Annotated in this window: 17 protein-coding genes and 1 riboswitch; of the genes, 1 reads left to right on the top strand and 16 read right to left on the bottom strand. The window is 44.0% G+C overall.

Going from position 1 to position 17876, the window contains the following annotated elements; genetic code table 11:
- Positions 1-46: 46 nt before the first annotated feature.
- The gene (locus tag ACIGG7_RS00435; protein ID WP_397548357.1) at positions 47-562 is read right to left on the bottom strand and encodes a DUF421 domain-containing protein; all 516 of its coding nucleotides are present in this window, start codon (positions 560-562) and stop codon (positions 47-49) included.
- A 70-nt stretch (positions 563-632) separates the two neighbouring features.
- Positions 633-1229 carry a uracil-DNA glycosylase gene (locus tag ACIGG7_RS00430; RefSeq protein WP_397549070.1) on the bottom strand — a complete coding sequence of 199 codons (597 nt, stop codon included), beginning with the start codon at positions 1227-1229 and terminating at the stop codon, positions 633-635.
- A gap of 168 nt (positions 1230-1397) precedes the next feature.
- On the opposite strand from ACIGG7_RS00430, the gene ACIGG7_RS00425 reads away from it, so the two are divergent.
- Complete coding sequence (locus tag ACIGG7_RS00425) at positions 1398-1820, top strand: pyridoxamine 5'-phosphate oxidase family protein (RefSeq protein WP_397548356.1); 423 nt, start codon at positions 1398-1400, stop codon at positions 1818-1820.
- A gap of 560 nt (positions 1821-2380) precedes the next feature.
- On the opposite strand, the gene ACIGG7_RS00420 is transcribed toward ACIGG7_RS00425, so the two are convergent.
- The 14 genes from ACIGG7_RS00420 to ACIGG7_RS00355 all read right to left on the bottom strand — a co-directional run bounded on the left by ACIGG7_RS00420 (position 2381) and on the right by ACIGG7_RS00355 (position 17875).
- Positions 2381-4162, bottom strand: coding sequence for an ABC transporter ATP-binding protein (locus tag ACIGG7_RS00420; protein WP_397548355.1), 1782 nt, complete (start codon positions 4160-4162; stop codon positions 2381-2383).
- On the bottom strand, positions 4143-5843 hold the full coding sequence (locus ACIGG7_RS00415) for an ABC transporter ATP-binding protein (RefSeq protein WP_397549069.1): 1701 nt from the start codon (positions 5841-5843) through the stop codon (positions 4143-4145). The genes ACIGG7_RS00420 and ACIGG7_RS00415 overlap by 20 nt, the downstream gene beginning before the upstream one ends.
- Before the next feature lie 205 nt (positions 5844-6048).
- Complete coding sequence (locus tag ACIGG7_RS00410; protein WP_397548354.1) at positions 6049-8199, bottom strand: beta-propeller domain-containing protein; 2151 nt, start codon at positions 8197-8199, stop codon at positions 6049-6051.
- A 112-nt stretch (positions 8200-8311) separates the two neighbouring features.
- The gene (locus ACIGG7_RS00405) at positions 8312-8767 is read right to left on the bottom strand and encodes a threonine/serine exporter family protein (protein ID WP_098351258.1); all 456 of its coding nucleotides are present in this window, start codon (positions 8765-8767) and stop codon (positions 8312-8314) included.
- A 34-nt stretch (positions 8768-8801) separates the two neighbouring features.
- Positions 8802-9563: a threonine/serine exporter family protein gene (locus ACIGG7_RS00400; protein WP_224941892.1), complete on the bottom strand. Its 762-nt coding sequence runs from the start codon at positions 9561-9563 to the stop codon at positions 8802-8804.
- Between the two features lie 227 nt (positions 9564-9790).
- Entirely contained in the window at positions 9791-10390 is a 600-nt protein-coding gene (locus tag ACIGG7_RS00395; protein WP_397548353.1) for a DedA family protein, read from the bottom strand.
- A gap of 146 nt (positions 10391-10536) precedes the next feature.
- Positions 10537-11133, bottom strand: coding sequence for an energy-coupled thiamine transporter ThiT (gene thiT / locus ACIGG7_RS00390; RefSeq protein ID WP_397548352.1), 597 nt, complete (start codon positions 11131-11133; stop codon positions 10537-10539).
- Between the two features lie 70 nt (positions 11134-11203).
- A riboswitch (TPP riboswitch) is annotated at positions 11204-11302 on the bottom strand.
- A 68-nt stretch (positions 11303-11370) separates the two neighbouring features.
- A complete protein-coding gene (locus ACIGG7_RS00385) occupies positions 11371-11670 on the bottom strand; it encodes a hypothetical protein (RefSeq protein WP_224941889.1) in 300 nt (99 codons plus the stop codon).
- A gap of 294 nt (positions 11671-11964) precedes the next feature.
- Complete coding sequence (locus tag ACIGG7_RS00380; protein WP_397548351.1) at positions 11965-12981, bottom strand: DL-endopeptidase inhibitor IseA family protein; 1017 nt, start codon at positions 12979-12981, stop codon at positions 11965-11967.
- Positions 12982-13099: 118 nt separating this feature from the next.
- Positions 13100-13642, bottom strand: coding sequence for an RNA polymerase sigma factor (locus ACIGG7_RS00375; protein ID WP_397548350.1), 543 nt, complete (start codon positions 13640-13642; stop codon positions 13100-13102).
- A 199-nt stretch (positions 13643-13841) separates the two neighbouring features.
- Positions 13842-14168 (bottom strand): thioredoxin family protein, encoded by a 327-nt coding sequence (locus ACIGG7_RS00370; protein ID WP_397548349.1) that lies wholly within the window; start codon positions 14166-14168, stop codon positions 13842-13844.
- 40 nt (positions 14169-14208) lie between these two features.
- Positions 14209-14751: a histidine phosphatase family protein gene (locus tag ACIGG7_RS00365; protein ID WP_397548348.1), complete on the bottom strand. Its 543-nt coding sequence runs from the start codon at positions 14749-14751 to the stop codon at positions 14209-14211.
- A 473-nt stretch (positions 14752-15224) separates the two neighbouring features.
- Positions 15225-16040, bottom strand: a complete 816-nt coding sequence (locus ACIGG7_RS00360) for a ZIP family metal transporter (RefSeq protein WP_224941884.1) — start codon at positions 16038-16040, stop codon at positions 15225-15227.
- 215 nt (positions 16041-16255) lie between these two features.
- Entirely contained in the window at positions 16256-17875 is a 1620-nt protein-coding gene (locus tag ACIGG7_RS00355; RefSeq protein WP_397548347.1) for a hypothetical protein, read from the bottom strand.
- Between the last annotated feature and the right edge of the window lies 1 nt (position 17876).

The following is a 17876-nucleotide window of genomic DNA, read 5'->3' as shown; positions in this document are numbered from 1 at the left end:
AAATGATCGCAAAAAAAGATGGCACTCATCTGAATGCCATCTTTCTTTATTCTCTATATTCCCTGACGTGCTTCATAACCTCATCGTCCACATCTTTCGACTTTCCTATTACCGAAAAACCTCCATCCGCTTCCAGAATAACCATGTTCACATCCTTCAGCGAGGCGTAACCATTGTCCCTGACGGCCTGAAAAACGTCCATTTCCGCGATTCTTTCTTTTTTCATTTTTCCCTTGATGAATTGATCACGGTAATATAAAAGACTGGGCGAGGATTTAACCAACTGATCAATCGTATGGGAACGAACAGAAAACCAGGCAACCACATATTGCATCCCGACCAGAACCAGATAGGCGGTGATGCCTTCCATGAGTGGTACCTTCTTATTCAACAAAATGATGCCAAGCACCGAACCAATTCCGACGGTTACGATCAAATCAAAGGCATTCATCTTAGATAGAGTCCTTTTCCCTGATACCCTCAATAGTAGGACAAGGGATAGGTAAGCAAGAATTCCAACGATTATGATTCGGTATATTCCATACCACGTTCCAAAAAACATCTGTCATCACCTTTATGTCCATTTTTCTTACGATTCCCATTCAAATGACACCTAAAACATCCTCAGTCCCTTATTTTTCATGGAGCTGTTCTTTCAGCTTATCGAGGTCTTTGTAAATCTCTTTCTCCAGAGAACGGTTGTAGAAAATGGATGCAGGGTGAAAGGTTGGAAAAATAGAATAATACTCCTCCGTTCGAGTCCACTCATTCGTCTCAAGGTCTTTTAGTTGCCTAACCTGTGAATGAATCAAACGCCCGTGCACTTCTGATATCGTGTATTGCTTTCCCACTAATCTCTGTAACCCTACATTCCCCAACGTGACAATCTGTTTCGGTTTGATATGCTGCATCTCATAATCGAGAATGGGTGCATGGGCCAGCTGTTCTTTTATAGTCGGTGCCCTGTTATATTTCTTAATAAGTACCTCATTATTCTTCGTCTTTTGTACCCTTTTGTAAGGTCTGCTTCTGACCGTAGAGGTAAAATAAATATTTTCTCTGGAAACACCTATATAGTTGAAGAACTCATTCAGTACTTTCCCGGCCCTTCCGCTAAAGGGCATGCCATTGTGGATTTCCGTTTCCCCGGGGGCTTCTCCCACAATCATGATGTCAGGGGTCATCGGTCCTCTTCCATAAACAAATCCTTCGCAGTCATAGGGTTCCATCCTCTTCTTGCAAAGATCGACCAGTGTTTCCGGTATCACGCGCATCATCCTTCATTAGTTGGTATTTTCGTTATTCCCGATGAACCAATCATCTACACATTCCCATGTTTATTTCATCATGACAAAAGGAATAGTATGGTTAAAAGATTCAAAAAGGAGATGGATTTCTTGTCACAAGCTGAACTGAAACAACACATCCTCAAGGTTCTTGATGAAAGTAAAGTGGGGACACTTGCCACCGTGAAAAATAATAAGCCCCATTCCCGCTATATGACGTTTTCACATGAGGACCTGACATTGTATACACCAACAAGCAGTGAAACACATAAAACCGATGAAATCGAAGAGAACCCGAATGTCCACATACTCCTGGGATATGAAGGGGAAGGTTATGGAGATACGTTTGTTGAAGTCGAAGGACGTGCTTCCATCGAGGATTCCTCCCACTACAAAGAAAAACTTTGGAACGATCATATGAAGAGATGGTTTGAAGGCCCTGATGATCCGAATTATATCGTCTTGAAGATTCAGCCTACAGCCATCCGTTTGATGAACGATGAAGAAGATTCGCCACAGTCGCTTGAATTATAATTGAAATGTTTTCTTGACATGTTACTACATGAATGATATATTTATTTATTGTAATCTTGTAACATACATTGAAACGATAGAGAAGATAATTCGTAATTCTATTCTGTTTTGATTTAACAACTTATTCACACTGGATCGGCTTCGGAGCCGTTAGGATGTAAGAGAGGTAGGGCTTACGTCGTTTAGGTATATCAAACGACTCAAGGAATTGCCCGCGGCTGTTTATTATCTACAAACAACGTTCAAGATATAAATATATTACTTGTGATGTTGCAAGTTACAGAGTTGCCTTTATCCGATTAAGGCAACAACGGAGGGATCGCTAACGGGAAGTTTAGCCCCTCGACAAAGAAAAACACCTCAAAAGCGCTGACTTTTGAGGTGTTTTTTTCTATTTTGGAGGATTAGCCACGGTCCATTTAGCCTTTCCCACTCCCATTCTCCATTTTATTTTCAAAACCAACACTTTTATTTTCAAATTTCGTATTTTATTTTCAATTCCACCGATTTTATTTTCAATTCTCAGGATTTATTTTCAAAAACTCCATTTGCCCCCTCGCCTAAACACTTTCCTTCAACTGACTATGATACAACCCATGATAGAACCCTTTCTCCTCAAGAAGTTCCTCATGAGACCCCCTCTCAATGATCCTCCCCTGATCTAGGACCAGGATTTGATCAGCTTGTCGGATTGTGTTAAGACGGTGAGCCACCACCACGCTCGTTCGTCCCTCCATTAAGCGTTTGAGGGCATCTTGGATTTTCAGCTCTGTGATCGTGTCGATACTGCTTGTCGCTTCATCAAGGATGAGGATCGAAGGATCAGAAAGGATCGCCCTTGCAATGGATAAAAGCTGTTTCTGTCCCTGGCTGATCCCGCTTCCATCTGCCCGCAACAAGGATTCATATCCTTGGGGCATTTTTCCTATAAAGGTATGGGCATTGGCGAGCTTTGCTGCACTCCTCACCTCTTCATCACTTGCATCCAGCCTGCCGTAACGGATGTTGTCTGCAATCGTCCCCTGGAACAGGAAGCTATCCTGGAGGACAAAGCCCATCTGCTGCCGTAAACTTTTTCGTTTAATCGTTTGGATATCACGGCCGTCAATTTTAATACTGCCTTCGTTCAGCTCATAAAAGCGGGAAAGGAGGTTGGTGATCGTCGTTTTCCCCGCTCCCGTCGGTCCAACAAGGGCAATCGTTTCACCCGGACGTATGGAAAAGGATACATCCTCGAGCGTCCTCTCCCCTTTTTCATAGGAGAATGAAACATGTTGAAAATCGACCTTCCCCTCAACGGAATTGATTTCCACGGCATCCCCCTCGTCCTTCGCTTCTTCCTCTTCATCGAGGATTTGAAAGACACGCTCGGCACCGGCAATCGCTGACAGCAGTGTATTATACTGATTTGCAAGCTCGTTCAAGGGACGCGTGAACTGCCTTGCATACTCAGCGAAAATGACGATGACACCGATCGTGATCATGCCATTAAGGGCAAAAATCCCTCCTACACCTGCAATGACGGCAAAGCTGAGATTATTCAATACATTCATAAGCTTAGGGATAAATCCGGAATACGTGTCTGCCCAATACGCAGATGTTCGTAGACGTTGATTTTTTTCACTGAAATCCTTGATCGCCGTTTCTTCACGAGAAAAGGTCTTGATGATGCTATGGCCTGAGATCGTCTCTTCAATATAGCCGTTCAACTCACCGATATTCTGCTGGTATTCTTTAAATAATCGCCCTGTCCTCTTGGTGATCCACTTCATGCCAAGGATCATGAGGGGGACGATGGTCAAGGTGATGAGCGTGAGCAGCGGGCTCAACCAAAGCATGATCGAGACGGTCCCTACCAACGTAAGGATACTTGAGATGATTTGGATGAACGAACTATTCAAGGTGGCACTCACATTATCGATGTCATTGGTCACCCGGCTCATCAGCTCCCCATGCTTCCGTTTATCGAAGAAAGGGATGGAAAGTTGATGCAGCTGATGGAAGAGATCTTTGCGCAAGCGATAGACTGTATCCTGGGCTACTCCGATCATCCAATAATTTTGGAACCATATGGACAAAGAGTGCAGGATATACACCGTGATTAAACCGATGACCAATCTAATCAAACCAGTCGCTTCTTTCGTGACGATGTATTCATCGATCGCCTTCCCCACAAGGAAAGGTCCGAGAAGCGATGCAGCTGAACTGATGAACACCATTAAAATGACAAGATACAAAAACATTTTCATTCTGGAAAGGTAGCTCCAAAGGCGTCTCAGTGTCCCCTTTGCATCTCTCGCCTTGTCGTTTTTCCCCAATTTCTTACGCACGTGTCTGGACATGGTGGATATCCCCCTCTCCGAATTGAGACTGGTAAATGCGCTTGTAGAGGATGGAATCTTCTAATAGGGACTGGTGCGTCCCCTCTCCTGTCAGTACTCCTTCTTCTAAAAGAAGGATGCGGTCTGATTCCATGGCTGTACTCACTTTTTGAGTGATGATTACGGTTGTACACTCATACTTCTTCAAGGCCTGAAGAAGTTTTGACTCTGTTTTTAAATCAAGGGCACTTGTACTGTCATCCAATAATAGGATCTTCGGTTTTCGAATGAGTGCCCTGGCAATTGACAGCCTTTGTTTCTGACCTCCTGAAAGATTGACTCCTTTTTGACCCAGTATCGTATCATACCCATGAGATAGATTCAGGATGGTTTCATGGATTTGGGCATCCTTTGCAGCTTGTATCATTTCTTCTTTGGTAGCATTCTCTTTTCCCCATAGAAGGTTTTCGGATACCGATCCGGAAAATAGGATGACCTCCTGAGGGACGTACCCAATATTTTTTCTTATCTCGTTCAAAGGGATGGACCGGATGGAGTGACCGTCCAATTCAATAGTCCCCTCTGTTGTATCGTATAGACGGGGGATGAGCTGGAACAGAGAGGTCTTGCCTGATCCTGTGGCCCCTAATATGGAAACGGTTTGGCCCGCTCTCACGTTAAATGATAAATCTTGAAGCACTTTCCCCCGCGTGGATGGGTATTGAAACGATACCTCTTTAAATGTGATCTCACCATTCGACACTTTGTTGTTTTGATTTACTTCGTCTTCATCTTTCAAATCGATCTCCGTATTCAGGACCTCTTCCACCCGCTCTGCAGAAGCCCTTGCTCTTGAAAAACTGGTGATGATAAAGGAAAAGATGGAAAAGACAGATGAAATTCTCGTAACATATGTAACGATTGCCACGACTTCCCCAACCTTAGTTCCTCCTGAGGCAACATCTATACTGCCGAACCATAAAACAGACAGCAGGACCAGGTTCATGACAAGCATCAACAGAGGCATGATGATTTCCATGAATCGAAGGGCTGTGGCGGTCCGATCTTTTAAATCTTCATTGGCATTGTGGAAACGGCTCTCTTCATATTTACTTCTCGTATACGCTTTAATCAATCTCATGCCTGAAAGGTTTTCCTTCATGACCTCATTGACTTTATCAAGCCTCGACTGCACCCGTTCAAACAGGCTCCACCCCCGTTTAAGGACCCATAATAGAAACAGCCACAGTACCGGAATCACAATGATTAAAACAAGAGCAAGCCTTGTATTGACGATCAGCGCCATAATGGCTGACCCCACAACAAGCAATGGAGCCCGGAGCATGATCCGGAGACTCATGAAGATTGTATTCTGGAGTTGTCTTACGTCATTGGTCATCCTCGTAATGAGGGAAGAGGCAGGAAGTTTATGAAAACTCGCAAACGAAAATGATTGAACCTTCTTATACAGGCTATCCCGCACATCATAGCCGAATCCCTGACTCGTATGTGCGGCAAAAAAAGAATTCGTCACTCCAGAAATAAAGGCAATGAGGGACATCCCCACCATGATGAAGCCCCATTTCAACACAACGTCCAAGTCTTTATTCAGAATACCTTCATCGATGATCCGTGCCATGAACAACGGATTCAACAATTCTACAGCAAGCTCTACCAGCATCAAACTCCATGCAACGGCCATGGCAGTCCGGTAAGGCTTTAAGTAACGTATGACCTTCAAACGAACACCCCTCTAAACAAATATCTGCCATTATTTATATGTATCATCATATCGTTTTTTTATGCAGGGGGGTAGTTGGAAGCACCTGTTATTCCTTTGAGAAACGCTCTATGTCATGTATACAAAAAAGAGACCACTACATTTCGCGGCCTCTTCTGTCCATTCTTTAGTTTATCTCAATGGAGTCTGTCTTTTTGTAATCACCCAACGAGTAAGAAGTAATAGAGTGATTCGAAACGGTATAGAGCTGATCGTCAATATAGAGCAGTCTTTGGATCTGGTCTTCCCACTGTTCGTAGTATTCTTTGTCTTTGCTTCCTTCATCCGTGAGCTTCGATTTCAACACAATCCCTTTTTCAGGGGTGATTTCATAAAGAAGGGCACCTTGATAGTCGAAATCCAGTTCGTGCTGGCTTCCCTCCTTTTCATTGTAAACAGAGACCGGAAAGCCATATAGATTTCTTGAAGGCTCGTGAAGCAGGGCTTTGTGGTCCTCGAGCAAGTTGGAATGGGTCCCGGCCCCTCCGATGATTTCGGTGTCCGTTTCTTTCGGATGATGAAAATCCGTAATATCAAATAACGACATTTTCATCCCCTTCCGAGTGATTCTCGGTTCGATATTGGTATCCTTGCCATCGTTGATCACTTTCGTATCATATCCGAATCCGATCAGATGCCGATCGTCTATCGGGTGAAGGTAGGTACTGAAACCAGGGATCTTCAATTCCCCCAACACTTTTGGATGTGTTGGATCTTCCGTATCGATGACGAATAACGGGTCGACTTGTTTAAAAGTGACCATATATGCTTTGTCTCCCATGAACCGGACAGAATAGATTTTCTCCCCCCGTGCTAAATCCTTTACTTCTCCTACGTTTTTCATGTTTTCATCTAATATATAGAGAGCATTGGACGATGGCGAGTCATTGCTCCACACTTCTCCATCCGTCGTGGCAATTCGAAAATATCCCTTGTGCTCATCCATAAAGAATTGGTTTAACGTCCTTCCCTCTACCTTTCCTGATGAGGCGTATGTGATTTCTCCATCATGAACGGCAAATTTATATATGTTCGTATTAAGAGAATCCCGCCCCTCGTATTTTTCTACAGCGATATACAGATTTTCTTTCGACATATACACTGCCTCTCCCCCTCCAAGATAAGAACTGACGGCAAGGGGAGCTTTCGGATTTTCCATATCCAATGCTGTCAATAAGGTATAGTTTGGAGAAGTGGATTTCGGAAAATACTTGATGCTCTCGAAAGGAATCGGCTCCGCATCATCCCCCGTCAAACTATCACTTACCCTCGGTCTTACATCAAGGTCGGCATCCCGTTCAAGCATCCAGTAGTTTGGATACATACTGGAAATCAGGTAGACAGTAGAATCCACTTTCCTGGAAGCTTTATACTGACCTTCAAGCTCTACCTTTCTTTGAAGGGACGGCTTATCTTTATTCGATACATCATACAAGAGCGCCACCGTCATACCCTCTACCGGCAGAATCTTAGACTGGCTACCTTGATCACCCTCCTTAAGAGGTGGTGACCAGCTGTTTCCGATGACAAGCACTTGGTCTCCATTCAAAAAAAGATGCTGCGGCTGCACATGTTCTTCGAACGAAATGGTCGATATCCTTTCCATCTCAGGCTTCACCTTTGTAATCAACAGCTTCCGATCGGTCAATTGATAGATGTACTTCCCATCAGTCTTGACCAAATCCCCCTCGTCAACGCCTTGAACCTGATTATTCGTTGTTGAAAAATCGGATTCACCTGAAGCGCTGTCCTCTGAAGACGCAGACTCCATTTTCTCTTCCCTTCCAAACAGAGAAAACCTCGGACTTTCCTTATTCAATTTTAAAACGTCCTTGAAGTATTTCGTCAGGGCTTCCCCTGATTGAATGCTTGGCAAATGAGAGGTGACAGCAAAAGGGATCTCTGTGTCCCCGGTGTATGATAATCCCCATTTGGTTTTCACGTTTGGAGAAATATGAAGTGTGAATGCTTGAGGTTTAAGAGGATACCCTTCATTCGGTGCGAGCACCTGCAATGAATGGCGGTCTTCACTGAGCTTTAGTATGACATTGACATCCCGCCCATCGGAATCTTTCACATAAATGTTTTGCGGCGTCACGGTGTCTTTCTTAAGCGGAGTAGAAAATTGTAGATTCCACGAGTCATTCTCCATTATGAGGAGATTTCCCGCCCATTTCCCCTCCGCCTTCACCACAGGTCTTTGACTGTACATGAACACTCCGATACCAACCAGAAGAACAACACCAAGAACAATGAGCAGATACGATTTCTTACTCATAGCATGACCCTCCTATATGTCCTATTTGTTGATTAGACGTCAAGAGGGATGAATGGTTACACGGAAGTGACGGAATAAAAAAAAGACCCCACAAAAAGCAAGGTCCGTCCCTCTATCTCATTCTTCTTGCGCTGGCGTTCAGGCGTGCGTTTCGGATGACCTGGTTGATGACTTCGGAGAAGATGAGCCCGATGGCGATGGAGCCTGAGATCATGAACGCTTTGGCTGCCAGGTTAATGGCGGCATTGTAGTCGTTTTGTACGAAGTTTCTCATGGCATCATACGCAAGTCCGCCGGGTACGAGAGGGATGATCCCGGCGACAGAGAAGATGATGACCGGGGTTTTGTACATTTTCGCAAACACCTGACTGACCACCGCCACGACAAAGGAGGCCAATAACGTGGCAAGTACAGTATCGGCTTCATTTAAACTCATGAGTATGTAGATGATCCACCCCAGCATTCCAACAATTCCGCATTTGAAGAGGGACTGCTTTGGAGCGTTAAAGATAATCCCGAATGCGGCGGCGGAAATAAAGCTGGTCACTAATTGTTCGATGATGAGCATCCCTTTTCACCCTTTCCTTATATGACATACACTCTTACGTTAAAGTAAACACAACGGCAATACCCGTTCCGATGGCAAACGCGGTTAAGAAGGCTTCCGCGCCCTTTGACAGGCCCGATACTAAATGCCCCGCCATTAAATCCCTGACAGCATTGGTAATCAGGAGACCTGGAACCAGCGGCATGACGGAGCCAATGATGATCTTATCCAGCTCCTGCCCCACTCCGAGATGGACAAACCCGAATGACACCATTCCGATGATGAAGGAGGCAAGGAACTCGGCAAAGAACTTGATCGGAACGAGGCGATGTAAATGAATCACGCTTGTAAACCCGATCCCCCCTGTGATCAGTGCCGGTAAGAAGTCCTTCCATCCCCCCTGGAACATGATGAGAAAACATCCACTTGCAATGGCTGCCGCCACCACCTGGATCAGGAAAGTGTATGATAAGTCGGACTGATCCAACTTCTCAAGGGCATTGTATGCTTCTTCAAGGGTCAGATGCCCTTGGCTGATTTGCCGCGAGATACTATTCACGAGGGTCACTTTCTCAAGATCCGTTGACCTCTCGTTGATTCGGATCAGCTTTGTTTTTGTCGGTTCCGAGGTTTCAATCGAGAAGATGATTCCAGTAGGCGTCACATAGCTGTGGGATTCTGTTATCCCATAAGAAGCAGCAATCCGCATCATCGTATCCTCGACGCGATAGGTCTCTGCACCGCTTTGCAGCATAATTTTACCTGCCAGCAGGCTGACCTCCATAATGTCATATCTTCTTATCATTTTTGCTTCCATACGATTTCACCACACGCGCTTTTTTGAATAGGTCTAGTTTATAGGAAAGACGTGGTGTAAGCAATGAGGAACGGCAGGATTTTACGTAGATTTAATCTAGGGAGAGGGAACGGGGGTGATTTGGGGTATAAACAGTCCAATATTCAGGACCTTGTCCCCCCTTATGTAAGGCTTATGAATTGTTTCTCAGTATTTGTGGTCCTCTTGACGACACATCTCCAATCCCATTAGTGATTTTTCGTGTACACCCTTCTCTTCTTCTTCCTTTTTAAAACGACGTACAAACCCGTTATGATGACAAAAACGATAAAGGCCCCCACTTGATAGTCCTCCATCATTTTAAGAATCACTTCTTTCTCTCCCTCATATAACTGTCCAATACTCAAAAACAGAAAAGTGGATGGAGCAATACCGAGCATCGTGAGGAGGGAATAGGCCTTCACATCCATTTTCGCCATGCCCGCAAGGAATGGGATGACATTCCCTATATGAAGTGGACTCGCAATCGCTACGCTCCATATTCCATAACGATTGAATTTTTGACCGGCTGCCCTAAGCTTTTCCAGCTTCTTGGGATGTAGCTTCTCCTCCAATTTATCCCCCAGTTTCAAACTGATGTAAAATGGAATATAACTTCCCACTGTGTATAGAAGGCTTCCCGCAACCGAAATAATCCCGATTTCCACCCACGTTAAGTCCAGGATGAATCCCATCGTCACGATAAAAAATGTGCCCACAAAAGGAAAAGCACTTCCTTCAATAAATAGAGAAAACAATACACCCCAAATCCCCCACTCTTCCGCTATATTCAAGATCCAATCTGACATTCGACTCACTCCTGACAATCATCGTATCTTCAGTATAGAAAAAGGCCCGTTTATTCAACAGAAGCCGTAGAAGTAAATTACTCTAAGACTTGGGGTGTATTGACAAAAAAAGACCGGCCTTTTGGAATGGACCAGTCTTGTTGTTTCTATGAAGCCTTTCGGCTGATATCATGTTGATGTGTCCGTACTTTAATCAGTCTTGGTGCTATATTGGTGATGATCGCCAACACAATGGAGCACAACAGAGCCGACCCAAGCATTGTGATACCATTCGCAATGAAAGAGAAGAGCAATGGAGACATATCATCCGGTGCATATTCGGCAAAGAACACGAAACCTGCGATGAAATGCCAGAAATAGCGGGCGAGACTTCCTACAAATGTAGCGATCACAACCCATAGAATCGCTTTGGATCGACGACTGTCTCCTAATGAACCCTGTATCTTCCCGGCAAACATCCCCGCGAAACCGATAAAAGCAAAGGCAATGAAGTATTCAATCACCATTTGAACCGGCGTTGCTATCCAGGCATCCCCTAGGGCGATCTGCAGGATTCCCCATAAGAAGCCCCCTGTCAGTCCCGCTTTCCAGCCCCTTCGATAGGACAATAGAAAAATTGGAACCATGGCAATGGAAATGGAGATACTTGGTGATAGCTTAATAGAGGGCAGCATATCAAGGATGACGGCGAAGGCTGCCATCAATGACGCTTCAAGCAATACAATAAGTCGAGTGTGTTTCATAAAAAATCCTCCTCATGTAATAAAACGAAACCATAAGGAGGATGAATGCATGAATTAAAACACGCACAAAGAGGCGTATCTTCCACATCCCTACGCTAGTCCTAACTAACAGGTTCAGAGGGTCAGAACACATTGTTCAATCTCAGCTTTCGCTCCCCTTGTGGTAACGTTTATGAAGTTATTATGCTTTATTATACATCAAAAATGATAGATTAAAAGGTCGAAAGGCTCTTTTCCTTAAGGTGTCTCACTGAGAGGATCGTGAAGAATGATGACGGGCATTGACTTAGGGGTGACCATGAATCCATATACTTTTCCATCCTTGTCCTTATATGCGACAGAGTAATCTCCAAACTGGGGTGAAAATTCGACGTTTTGGTATTCCAGATCCAGATCCTTGTATTTAAGGCTCACATAGAGGTTGGTGGCGATTCTTGCCGTCAGGTGCTGTACAGTGGAAATCCGGTTGGCTACTATTATGAGGATGATTGCGAAACCGAGTAACATGACTCTCTTTGTCCTGGACAATCTGATCATTCATCTAGCCCCCTTTTTATTTCTTCTTGACTACTATACTCGTATACTCTCTATTATATACCTATTCAATAAGCCATGACAAAAGAGCTACTCTAATGGAATGTGACAAAATACCCATTTTAAGCAGCTCTATTTTAATTGCCTTTATTTTGCTCCCTTTCCAATCACTCAAGGTACCACTTTTCGCTATATGTGAGTTGAGCACCTTCTGTCCCAATCAACATACTACATTTACTGTTCGTGTTTTAGAATATATTGACTTACTTACTCTATTTAATCCCAGATTCATGCACTCTATTGAGTCGGCATGAATCCTACGCTCCAATAGCCATCTTCATCCTTGACCATTTGAAAGCCCATACCCCCTTCGCTACCATTGTCATACTTAATATATCCATCCGTATCGCCTGTTTGAATAAATTTACCGTTTTCTATACCTTTGTATACACGTAGAATATTTTCCTTTGTCCCCCTGTCCGCTTTGGGAAACTTCTCGTCTTCTTCCTTGGTCCACTGTACATACCCTGCCCTGTCTGTGTACATTTCATAAACCAGGTCGTCTCTTTCATCCAACGTTGCCTGGACATAAATTTTTGCAATGCTGATGGGTGATAACCCGTGTAAATGTTCTTCTCTTGGATCCCGGGAAAATTCCTGGTAGACCGCCTCTTCTTCTAGTGTCAACGTGAGGTTCCACTCTTTGGTCTCTTTCTCTACTTCTCTAAATGAAAATGGCAACTTCACACTGAACTTCCATCCTCCATCAAAAACCAGTCTGAAGCTTTGAACATTGACTCTCCCAAGCCCCTCCGAAACCGGTATTTCGTATGTCACATCACTCATGGCTTCTGTCGTCCTCACTTTGACTGCCGTGGTGTCGGTCCATACATTGCCAGGTTCAAAAGTTACATCAGGCTGGGCCAATTTCCCTTTATACACAATGAAGGGATGGTTCCCGAGGAGCTTCTCGGCAGCATCCGGGGTAAAGCTTTTTGATAGATAGTGAATCACTTTTTCTTCTGAATCAAATCCTTCACTCATATACCGATAGGACTCACCTTCATAGATAAAGGTCTCACCCATCCCTTCATCATTAAGGACGGTATCATATCGATTGAACGCTTCTACAATCAATTTATCTGCCGTAGGCTCATCCAGCTCGGTAGGCTCTTCTGGGGTAGGAGCTACGATGACGTCCTGCTCCTTTGAAGCATTTTGACCGTCCCTTTCGACATCGATCAGTTCGAAAGTCAAGAATATCCCCGCCAATATAAAGGCTGCAGCCAATACATTCGGGACCAATCTTCCCATTTTCCTCCCACTCTTTTTTTGCCCATCTATCTCCTCAAATAGTTTAGTTTTCAACTCGCTCTTAAATTCTTTGCGCGGAGCAAGGTCTGGTCGGTTTTTCAAAGATTGTAATATGTCATCATTGAATTTTTCTTTCATCTACCAGCACCGCCTCTTCATTGGAATGTCCTAATTCTTTTTTTAACTGCTTCATTGCCCTGTGATAATCCACTTTCACTTTAGAAGGCTTGCAATCTAGGATTTCCGCCGTTTCTTTGACGGAGTATTCTCTCAATCCCCTAAGGATGACGACATTCCGATAGTCCGGTTTCAACTTGGAAAGTGCCGCCTGAACCTTCTGCCACTCTTCGCTTTTCTCCACCTCTTCTTCCGGTATGCCTTCCTCACTTTTTCGTAAATTCAAAAGGACATCCGGGAGAAGGGAGATGAGCTTTCTCTTTCGGTAATGATCAATCGCCGTCCGTTTAGCAATGGAAATGATCCATGTTTTCAGTGAGGATTGATTACGGAAGCTGTGATAACTTTTAAACACTCTCATAAAGGTATCTTGGGTTAAATCCTCTGCTTCGGATGAATTGTTAGTGAAATAGAATAAGTACTGATAAACATCATGGAAATACGTTTCATAGAGCCCTTCCAATCGGTCGTGATCCTCTCTCAAAGCCTTCCCCCCTTTACTGTATTTATTAGTCGTTGCTGACATGGATATGGTTTCAATTCATTTAAATAAATTTCCATACAATAGAAAAAGAGCCATTATTATAACAGCTCTTTCATCAGATGTTTTGTCGTCTTAAACAACTGTTCAGCTCGTTCAGCCTCATTAAATCAATCATATTTACAGTTGATCAAACGTTTGTTTAGTTGTCTAACATCTCTATGAGACGGGATATTTGGCTCTGAAGTTCATCTATTGGCACGAAGCGTGCTTTTCTGAACATTTCTTTCCCCTCCACAAACATGATCAGGACAGGAACGGTAAAGATGGAGAATTCTCCTGCTACTTCAGGTATTTCTTCTGCATCGGCATGGATGGGGAACACAGATTGGAATTCCTCCAACACCTTTTCCACCTGTGGCAGGAGTGCATGACAAACAGAGCAATTGGGTCTTGATATGTATAGCAATACAAGCTTTTCAGCTTCGAGCTTTGACTTGATGGCTTCCAGAGAATGGACTTCTTCCATTTTGCGTTCCCCCTTCTTTATTCACACCTACCGTTTAAATTCATCCAGTCCGGTCCTGATATACATACAACTTACCGTTAGACGGTCTCCTAAAGGATGGTCCGGTAAATCCACGCTTTCGCAATTCTTTCCTCATAAACATCATAATTCCCCCATGACCGACAATCAGCACATCTTCCCCTTCGTGAATAATTCTATCGACCACACTTCTGATTCGCTCCTCGATTTCCCGTCTGCTTTCCGGCTGAGAGCGATGATTAAACCACCAGGCAAGCCTGATGAATGTTATATGTAGAAAAAAGGGAAGTTTCCTGTTAGATCGGAATAGAGGAGATAACCTGATTTCCCTCAGTTCCTCTAAAAATATGATTTCTCCTTCGTAAACGGTTTCAGCTGTTGTCTGCGCCCGAGCTAAATCACTGGAATAGCACCCCTTCCAGTCGATTCCTTTAAGATCCACCAGATTTTCTTCTACTTCTGACGCATCATATTCTTCCACCCACTTCATCAGCTCATCACTTGTTACTGATGACGATGGGTATCCCCTCGTCACCTTAAAATGCCTTACAAGTCCAATCTTCATACTGTTCCCCTCCCCTTTCATTATACTATTTTCGGGAATTGCTGCTTTCGTTAACATTGTTGCTTTTGGATATAGCGAGTAGTAGTTGATTTCCGCTCCAATCAACTGTCCAAGCATAACTTACAACCAAATCATTTTCTTAGCTGCAATGATCAATTGTATCTAATTTAGTAATGCTCATTTTTTTATGAACCATTTAGCTCTGTCAATAATTGCTTCTGTAGAGGGTGAAGGGAACTGCGCAGACTCCTACGGAAAACGGGCGTGCCGAGACCCCGGAAGCGTCCTTTGCTGAGGAGGCTCGGCCGAACGTCCGTGGAAAGCGGAGCAGTTCCTTTCACCCTTCAGCACAGACTCAGGTGACAGAGCATTTGTAGGATCATAGACTGTGTAAGAATAGCTACAATCTTTGAGAAAAGAGCTAATGAAAAATAAAAAAGCATGCTACTTCATCGCATGCTTTCAGTCATCCATTATCCCAGGGATACGTCCAGGATCATCATCACGACGAAGCCGAGCATTAATCCTAGTGTAGCCAGGTCTGTACTTCCTGAGGATTGTGATTCAGGTATCAACTCTTCCACTACTACGTATATCATCGCCCCAGCTGCGAAAGCCAGTGCATAAGGTAAGATGGGCTGCACCAACAGGACAGCAGCCGCTCCGATAACAGCAGCAATCGGTTCAACGATGGCTGATAGCTGACCATAATGAAAGGACCTTAAACGTGACATCCCATCACCCCTGAGTGGAATGGAGAGGGCTGCCCCTTCAGGCATATTTTGAATCCCGATCCCGATTGTAAGGCCGATCGCCCCAACCAGGGTGGCATCTCCCAGTCCCAGTGATGCTGCTCCAAAGGCGACACCGATTGCCAGACCCTCCGGGATATTATGGAGAGTAATAGCCAGAAAGAGTAAGGTTGATTTCTTGAATTTCGTCGGTGGGCCTTCCGCTTTATCCGAAGCACTGCCTAAATGCAGATGCGGTACAACGAAATCTAATAGTCTGATAAAAAGTCCACCCAACAAAAATCCAATGGCAGGGGCCAGCCATGGAATCTGACCATTTTGCTCACTGAACTCTATTGATGGGGCCAATAAGGACCAGAACGATGCAGCGATCATGACACCTGCTGCAAACCCGAGCATCATGTTCAATGTATGTTTTTCTATCTTCACAAAGAAAAAAACAGCTGCTGCTCCAAGTGCCGTCAGCCCCCACGTTACGAGGCCTCCAAACAGTGCCTGCATCGTAGGATTAAATCCGCTTAACCAATCTATGAACATAGAATTCACTCTCCTTCAGTCAAACATGTTGAATACTATCATCTTGCATCAAAGAAACTTTCAATGTCAAAATAAATGCAATACTTCTTTTTTACTAAAGACCACCGTTTTTCTATGTATAAATGATTACAGTCATATCTATCGTTTATACTTCCATATTTTCATACAGTGTATACCCAAAAACGCCCCTGCCTAAAAAGACAGGGACGCCTCTATTATTCATCCTTAATAGCTGTTTTCCATAAGATGAGGTTAACGACAAATAATATGGCCAGATAGCCGGGAATCCCTAATGGAATCTTCAGGGCCAGATAATGGAGACCAAAAAACACACCTACTACCAGGTAAAACGGCAGCACCTTCCAGCTATCGCTTTGTTGGATACCTTCAAAGCTTTCGGAAAATGGCAGGGTACCCCTCATTAAACCTAGACAAATCACAGTAAAGATACAGGCGCTAATGAAGACAACGATGATCTCAGGGATGATCCGGATACCGAATAGATAAATAAACACCATGCTCAATAAAGCGTACAAAGGCAGAAACAATTTAACAAGAAACGCCTTCAATGTCCCCTTGTAGATGGAAGCCCTGCTTTTGACAGGCGCGACTTTGTACACCCAGGACCCCTTGTATTTCCCTGAATAGCTGAGCATCATCACGACAGTAGGTATGACGATGAAGCTAGAATAAATGGAAAGATACATACTTGAAGTCAGTAAGTCTTCCCTCGACCCATCCATCAATCCATTGAAAATGAAGATAAATGGCATGATGATGGCAAACCCAAGGGCAGGGTACACCTTCAACTTGAATTCCCGTTCGTTTTTCATCATATACTGGGCGAATCGGTAAAATGCCCTTTCTTCGTTCGACTTGGATAAAACTTTCATGAATCCATCCCCGAAGCGGAATGCTTTCTTCTTTTTCCCGTCATGTGAAGATAATTTCTGAAGGTTCTTCTCAAACGTCGGCAATGCTTTCACGTAAACCATCAGGGCAAGGAATGGAAACAGTATGCCAATACCCGAAAGAATCAGGATCAACGACTGGTGATTCCCGTTCAATAGCCATTCAAAGGGAGCACCGAACCACATCGGAGGCAGAAAGACATTCCACCATTCAGGTGTGAACGAGACCGTCAAGTCCACAAACTCGAAGGAACGTGCCACAATCTGATAACCCACGGCGAGCCCGATGGATAATCCGATCTGGACATAGTTAATGATGTCCTTCAGCTTCTCACCGTCAAAATATTGGAGGATGAAATAATAGAGCATGGCTGTAAACACAACAATGAAAATATTCATCAGGATGATCCCTGCAAGGAACAGCAAAAAGAACACAAAACCTTGATTGATCAACCCTACAATCAAGGGAATCGCCGTCAAAGATCCTGTCAGGAAGAACAGATAAATAAATACGTGCAGCGTTTTCGCCAAGCTGATCGTTTTTCGTTCGACCGGCTTCGTAAAGAGAATCGTATGATCCCGGATATCGAGAATGACAACCGAAAAGTCGGATATCATGGAGGTCATGACGATGAAAATGAGCACGGTAAAGGTGATGCTCATTTGAAAGATGTATTGATCTCCCATCAATATGAAGGGAATGACGAATAATCCAAATAAAGCATACACCCAAAGGGATTTAATAAAGCGGTTCTCGTCCTTCCCTTGCTTCCTTCCCTGCTGCTGAAAGATCGTCGGTACCCGTCTTTGATCCATCGTAAGTTTGACTTGTAGTATTCTTCTCAATAACCGGTAATCGAATCCTAGCCTCGTAATCAATACGCGAAACCAATCCAGAAACAGAAGTGTACGAAATTCCTTCATG

It is taken from the genome of Rossellomorea sp. NPDC077527 (assembly GCF_044542955.1).
Taxonomy (GTDB): Bacteria; Bacillota; Bacilli; order Bacillales; family Bacillaceae_B; genus Rossellomorea; species Rossellomorea aquimaris_E.
The sequence above is the reverse complement of the archived record's forward strand: the minus strand, read 5'-3'. Positions and strand labels throughout refer to the sequence as shown.

Excerpts from the sequence above, each read along its gene's own strand:
- ACIGG7_RS00435 (WP_397548357.1), bottom strand. The coding sequence starts at position 562 with ATGTTTTTTGGAACGTGGTATGGAATATACCGAATCATAATCGTTGGA.
- ACIGG7_RS00355 (WP_397548347.1), bottom strand. The coding sequence starts at position 17,875 with ATGAAGGAATTTCGTACACTTCTGTTTCTGGATTGGTTTCGCGTATTG.
- ACIGG7_RS00370 (WP_397548349.1), bottom strand. The coding sequence starts at position 14,168 with ATGGAAGAAGTCCATTCTCTGGAAGCCATCAAGTCAAAGCTCGAAGCT.
- ACIGG7_RS00395 (WP_397548353.1), bottom strand. The coding sequence starts at position 10,390 with ATGTCAGATTGGATCTTGAATATAGCGGAAGAGTGGGGGATTTGGGGT.
- ACIGG7_RS00430 (WP_397549070.1), bottom strand. The coding sequence starts at position 1,229 with ATGGAACCCTATGACTGCGAAGGATTTGTTTATGGAAGAGGACCGATG.
- ACIGG7_RS00415 (WP_397549069.1), bottom strand. The coding sequence starts at position 5,843 with ATGGCCGTTGCATGGAGTTTGATGCTGGTAGAGCTTGCTGTAGAATTG.
- ACIGG7_RS00385 (WP_224941889.1), bottom strand. The coding sequence starts at position 11,670 with ATGATCAGATTGTCCAGGACAAAGAGAGTCATGTTACTCGGTTTCGCA.
- ACIGG7_RS00365 (WP_397548348.1), bottom strand. The coding sequence starts at position 14,751 with ATGAAGATTGGACTTGTAAGGCATTTTAAGGTGACGAGGGGATACCCA.
- ACIGG7_RS00410 (WP_397548354.1), bottom strand. The coding sequence starts at position 8,199 with ATGAGTAAGAAATCGTATCTGCTCATTGTTCTTGGTGTTGTTCTTCTG.
- ACIGG7_RS00420 (WP_397548355.1), bottom strand. The coding sequence starts at position 4,162 with ATGTCCAGACACGTGCGTAAGAAATTGGGGAAAAACGACAAGGCGAGA.
- ACIGG7_RS00405 (WP_098351258.1), bottom strand. The coding sequence starts at position 8,767 with ATGCTCATCATCGAACAATTAGTGACCAGCTTTATTTCCGCCGCCGCA.
- ACIGG7_RS00380 (WP_397548351.1), bottom strand. The coding sequence starts at position 12,981 with ATGGGAAGATTGGTCCCGAATGTATTGGCTGCAGCCTTTATATTGGCG.
- thiT (WP_397548352.1), bottom strand. The coding sequence starts at position 11,133 with ATGAAACACACTCGACTTATTGTATTGCTTGAAGCGTCATTGATGGCA.
- ACIGG7_RS00400 (WP_224941892.1), bottom strand. The coding sequence starts at position 9,563 with ATGGAAGCAAAAATGATAAGAAGATATGACATTATGGAGGTCAGCCTG.
- ACIGG7_RS00360 (WP_224941884.1), bottom strand. The coding sequence starts at position 16,040 with ATGTTCATAGATTGGTTAAGCGGATTTAATCCTACGATGCAGGCACTG.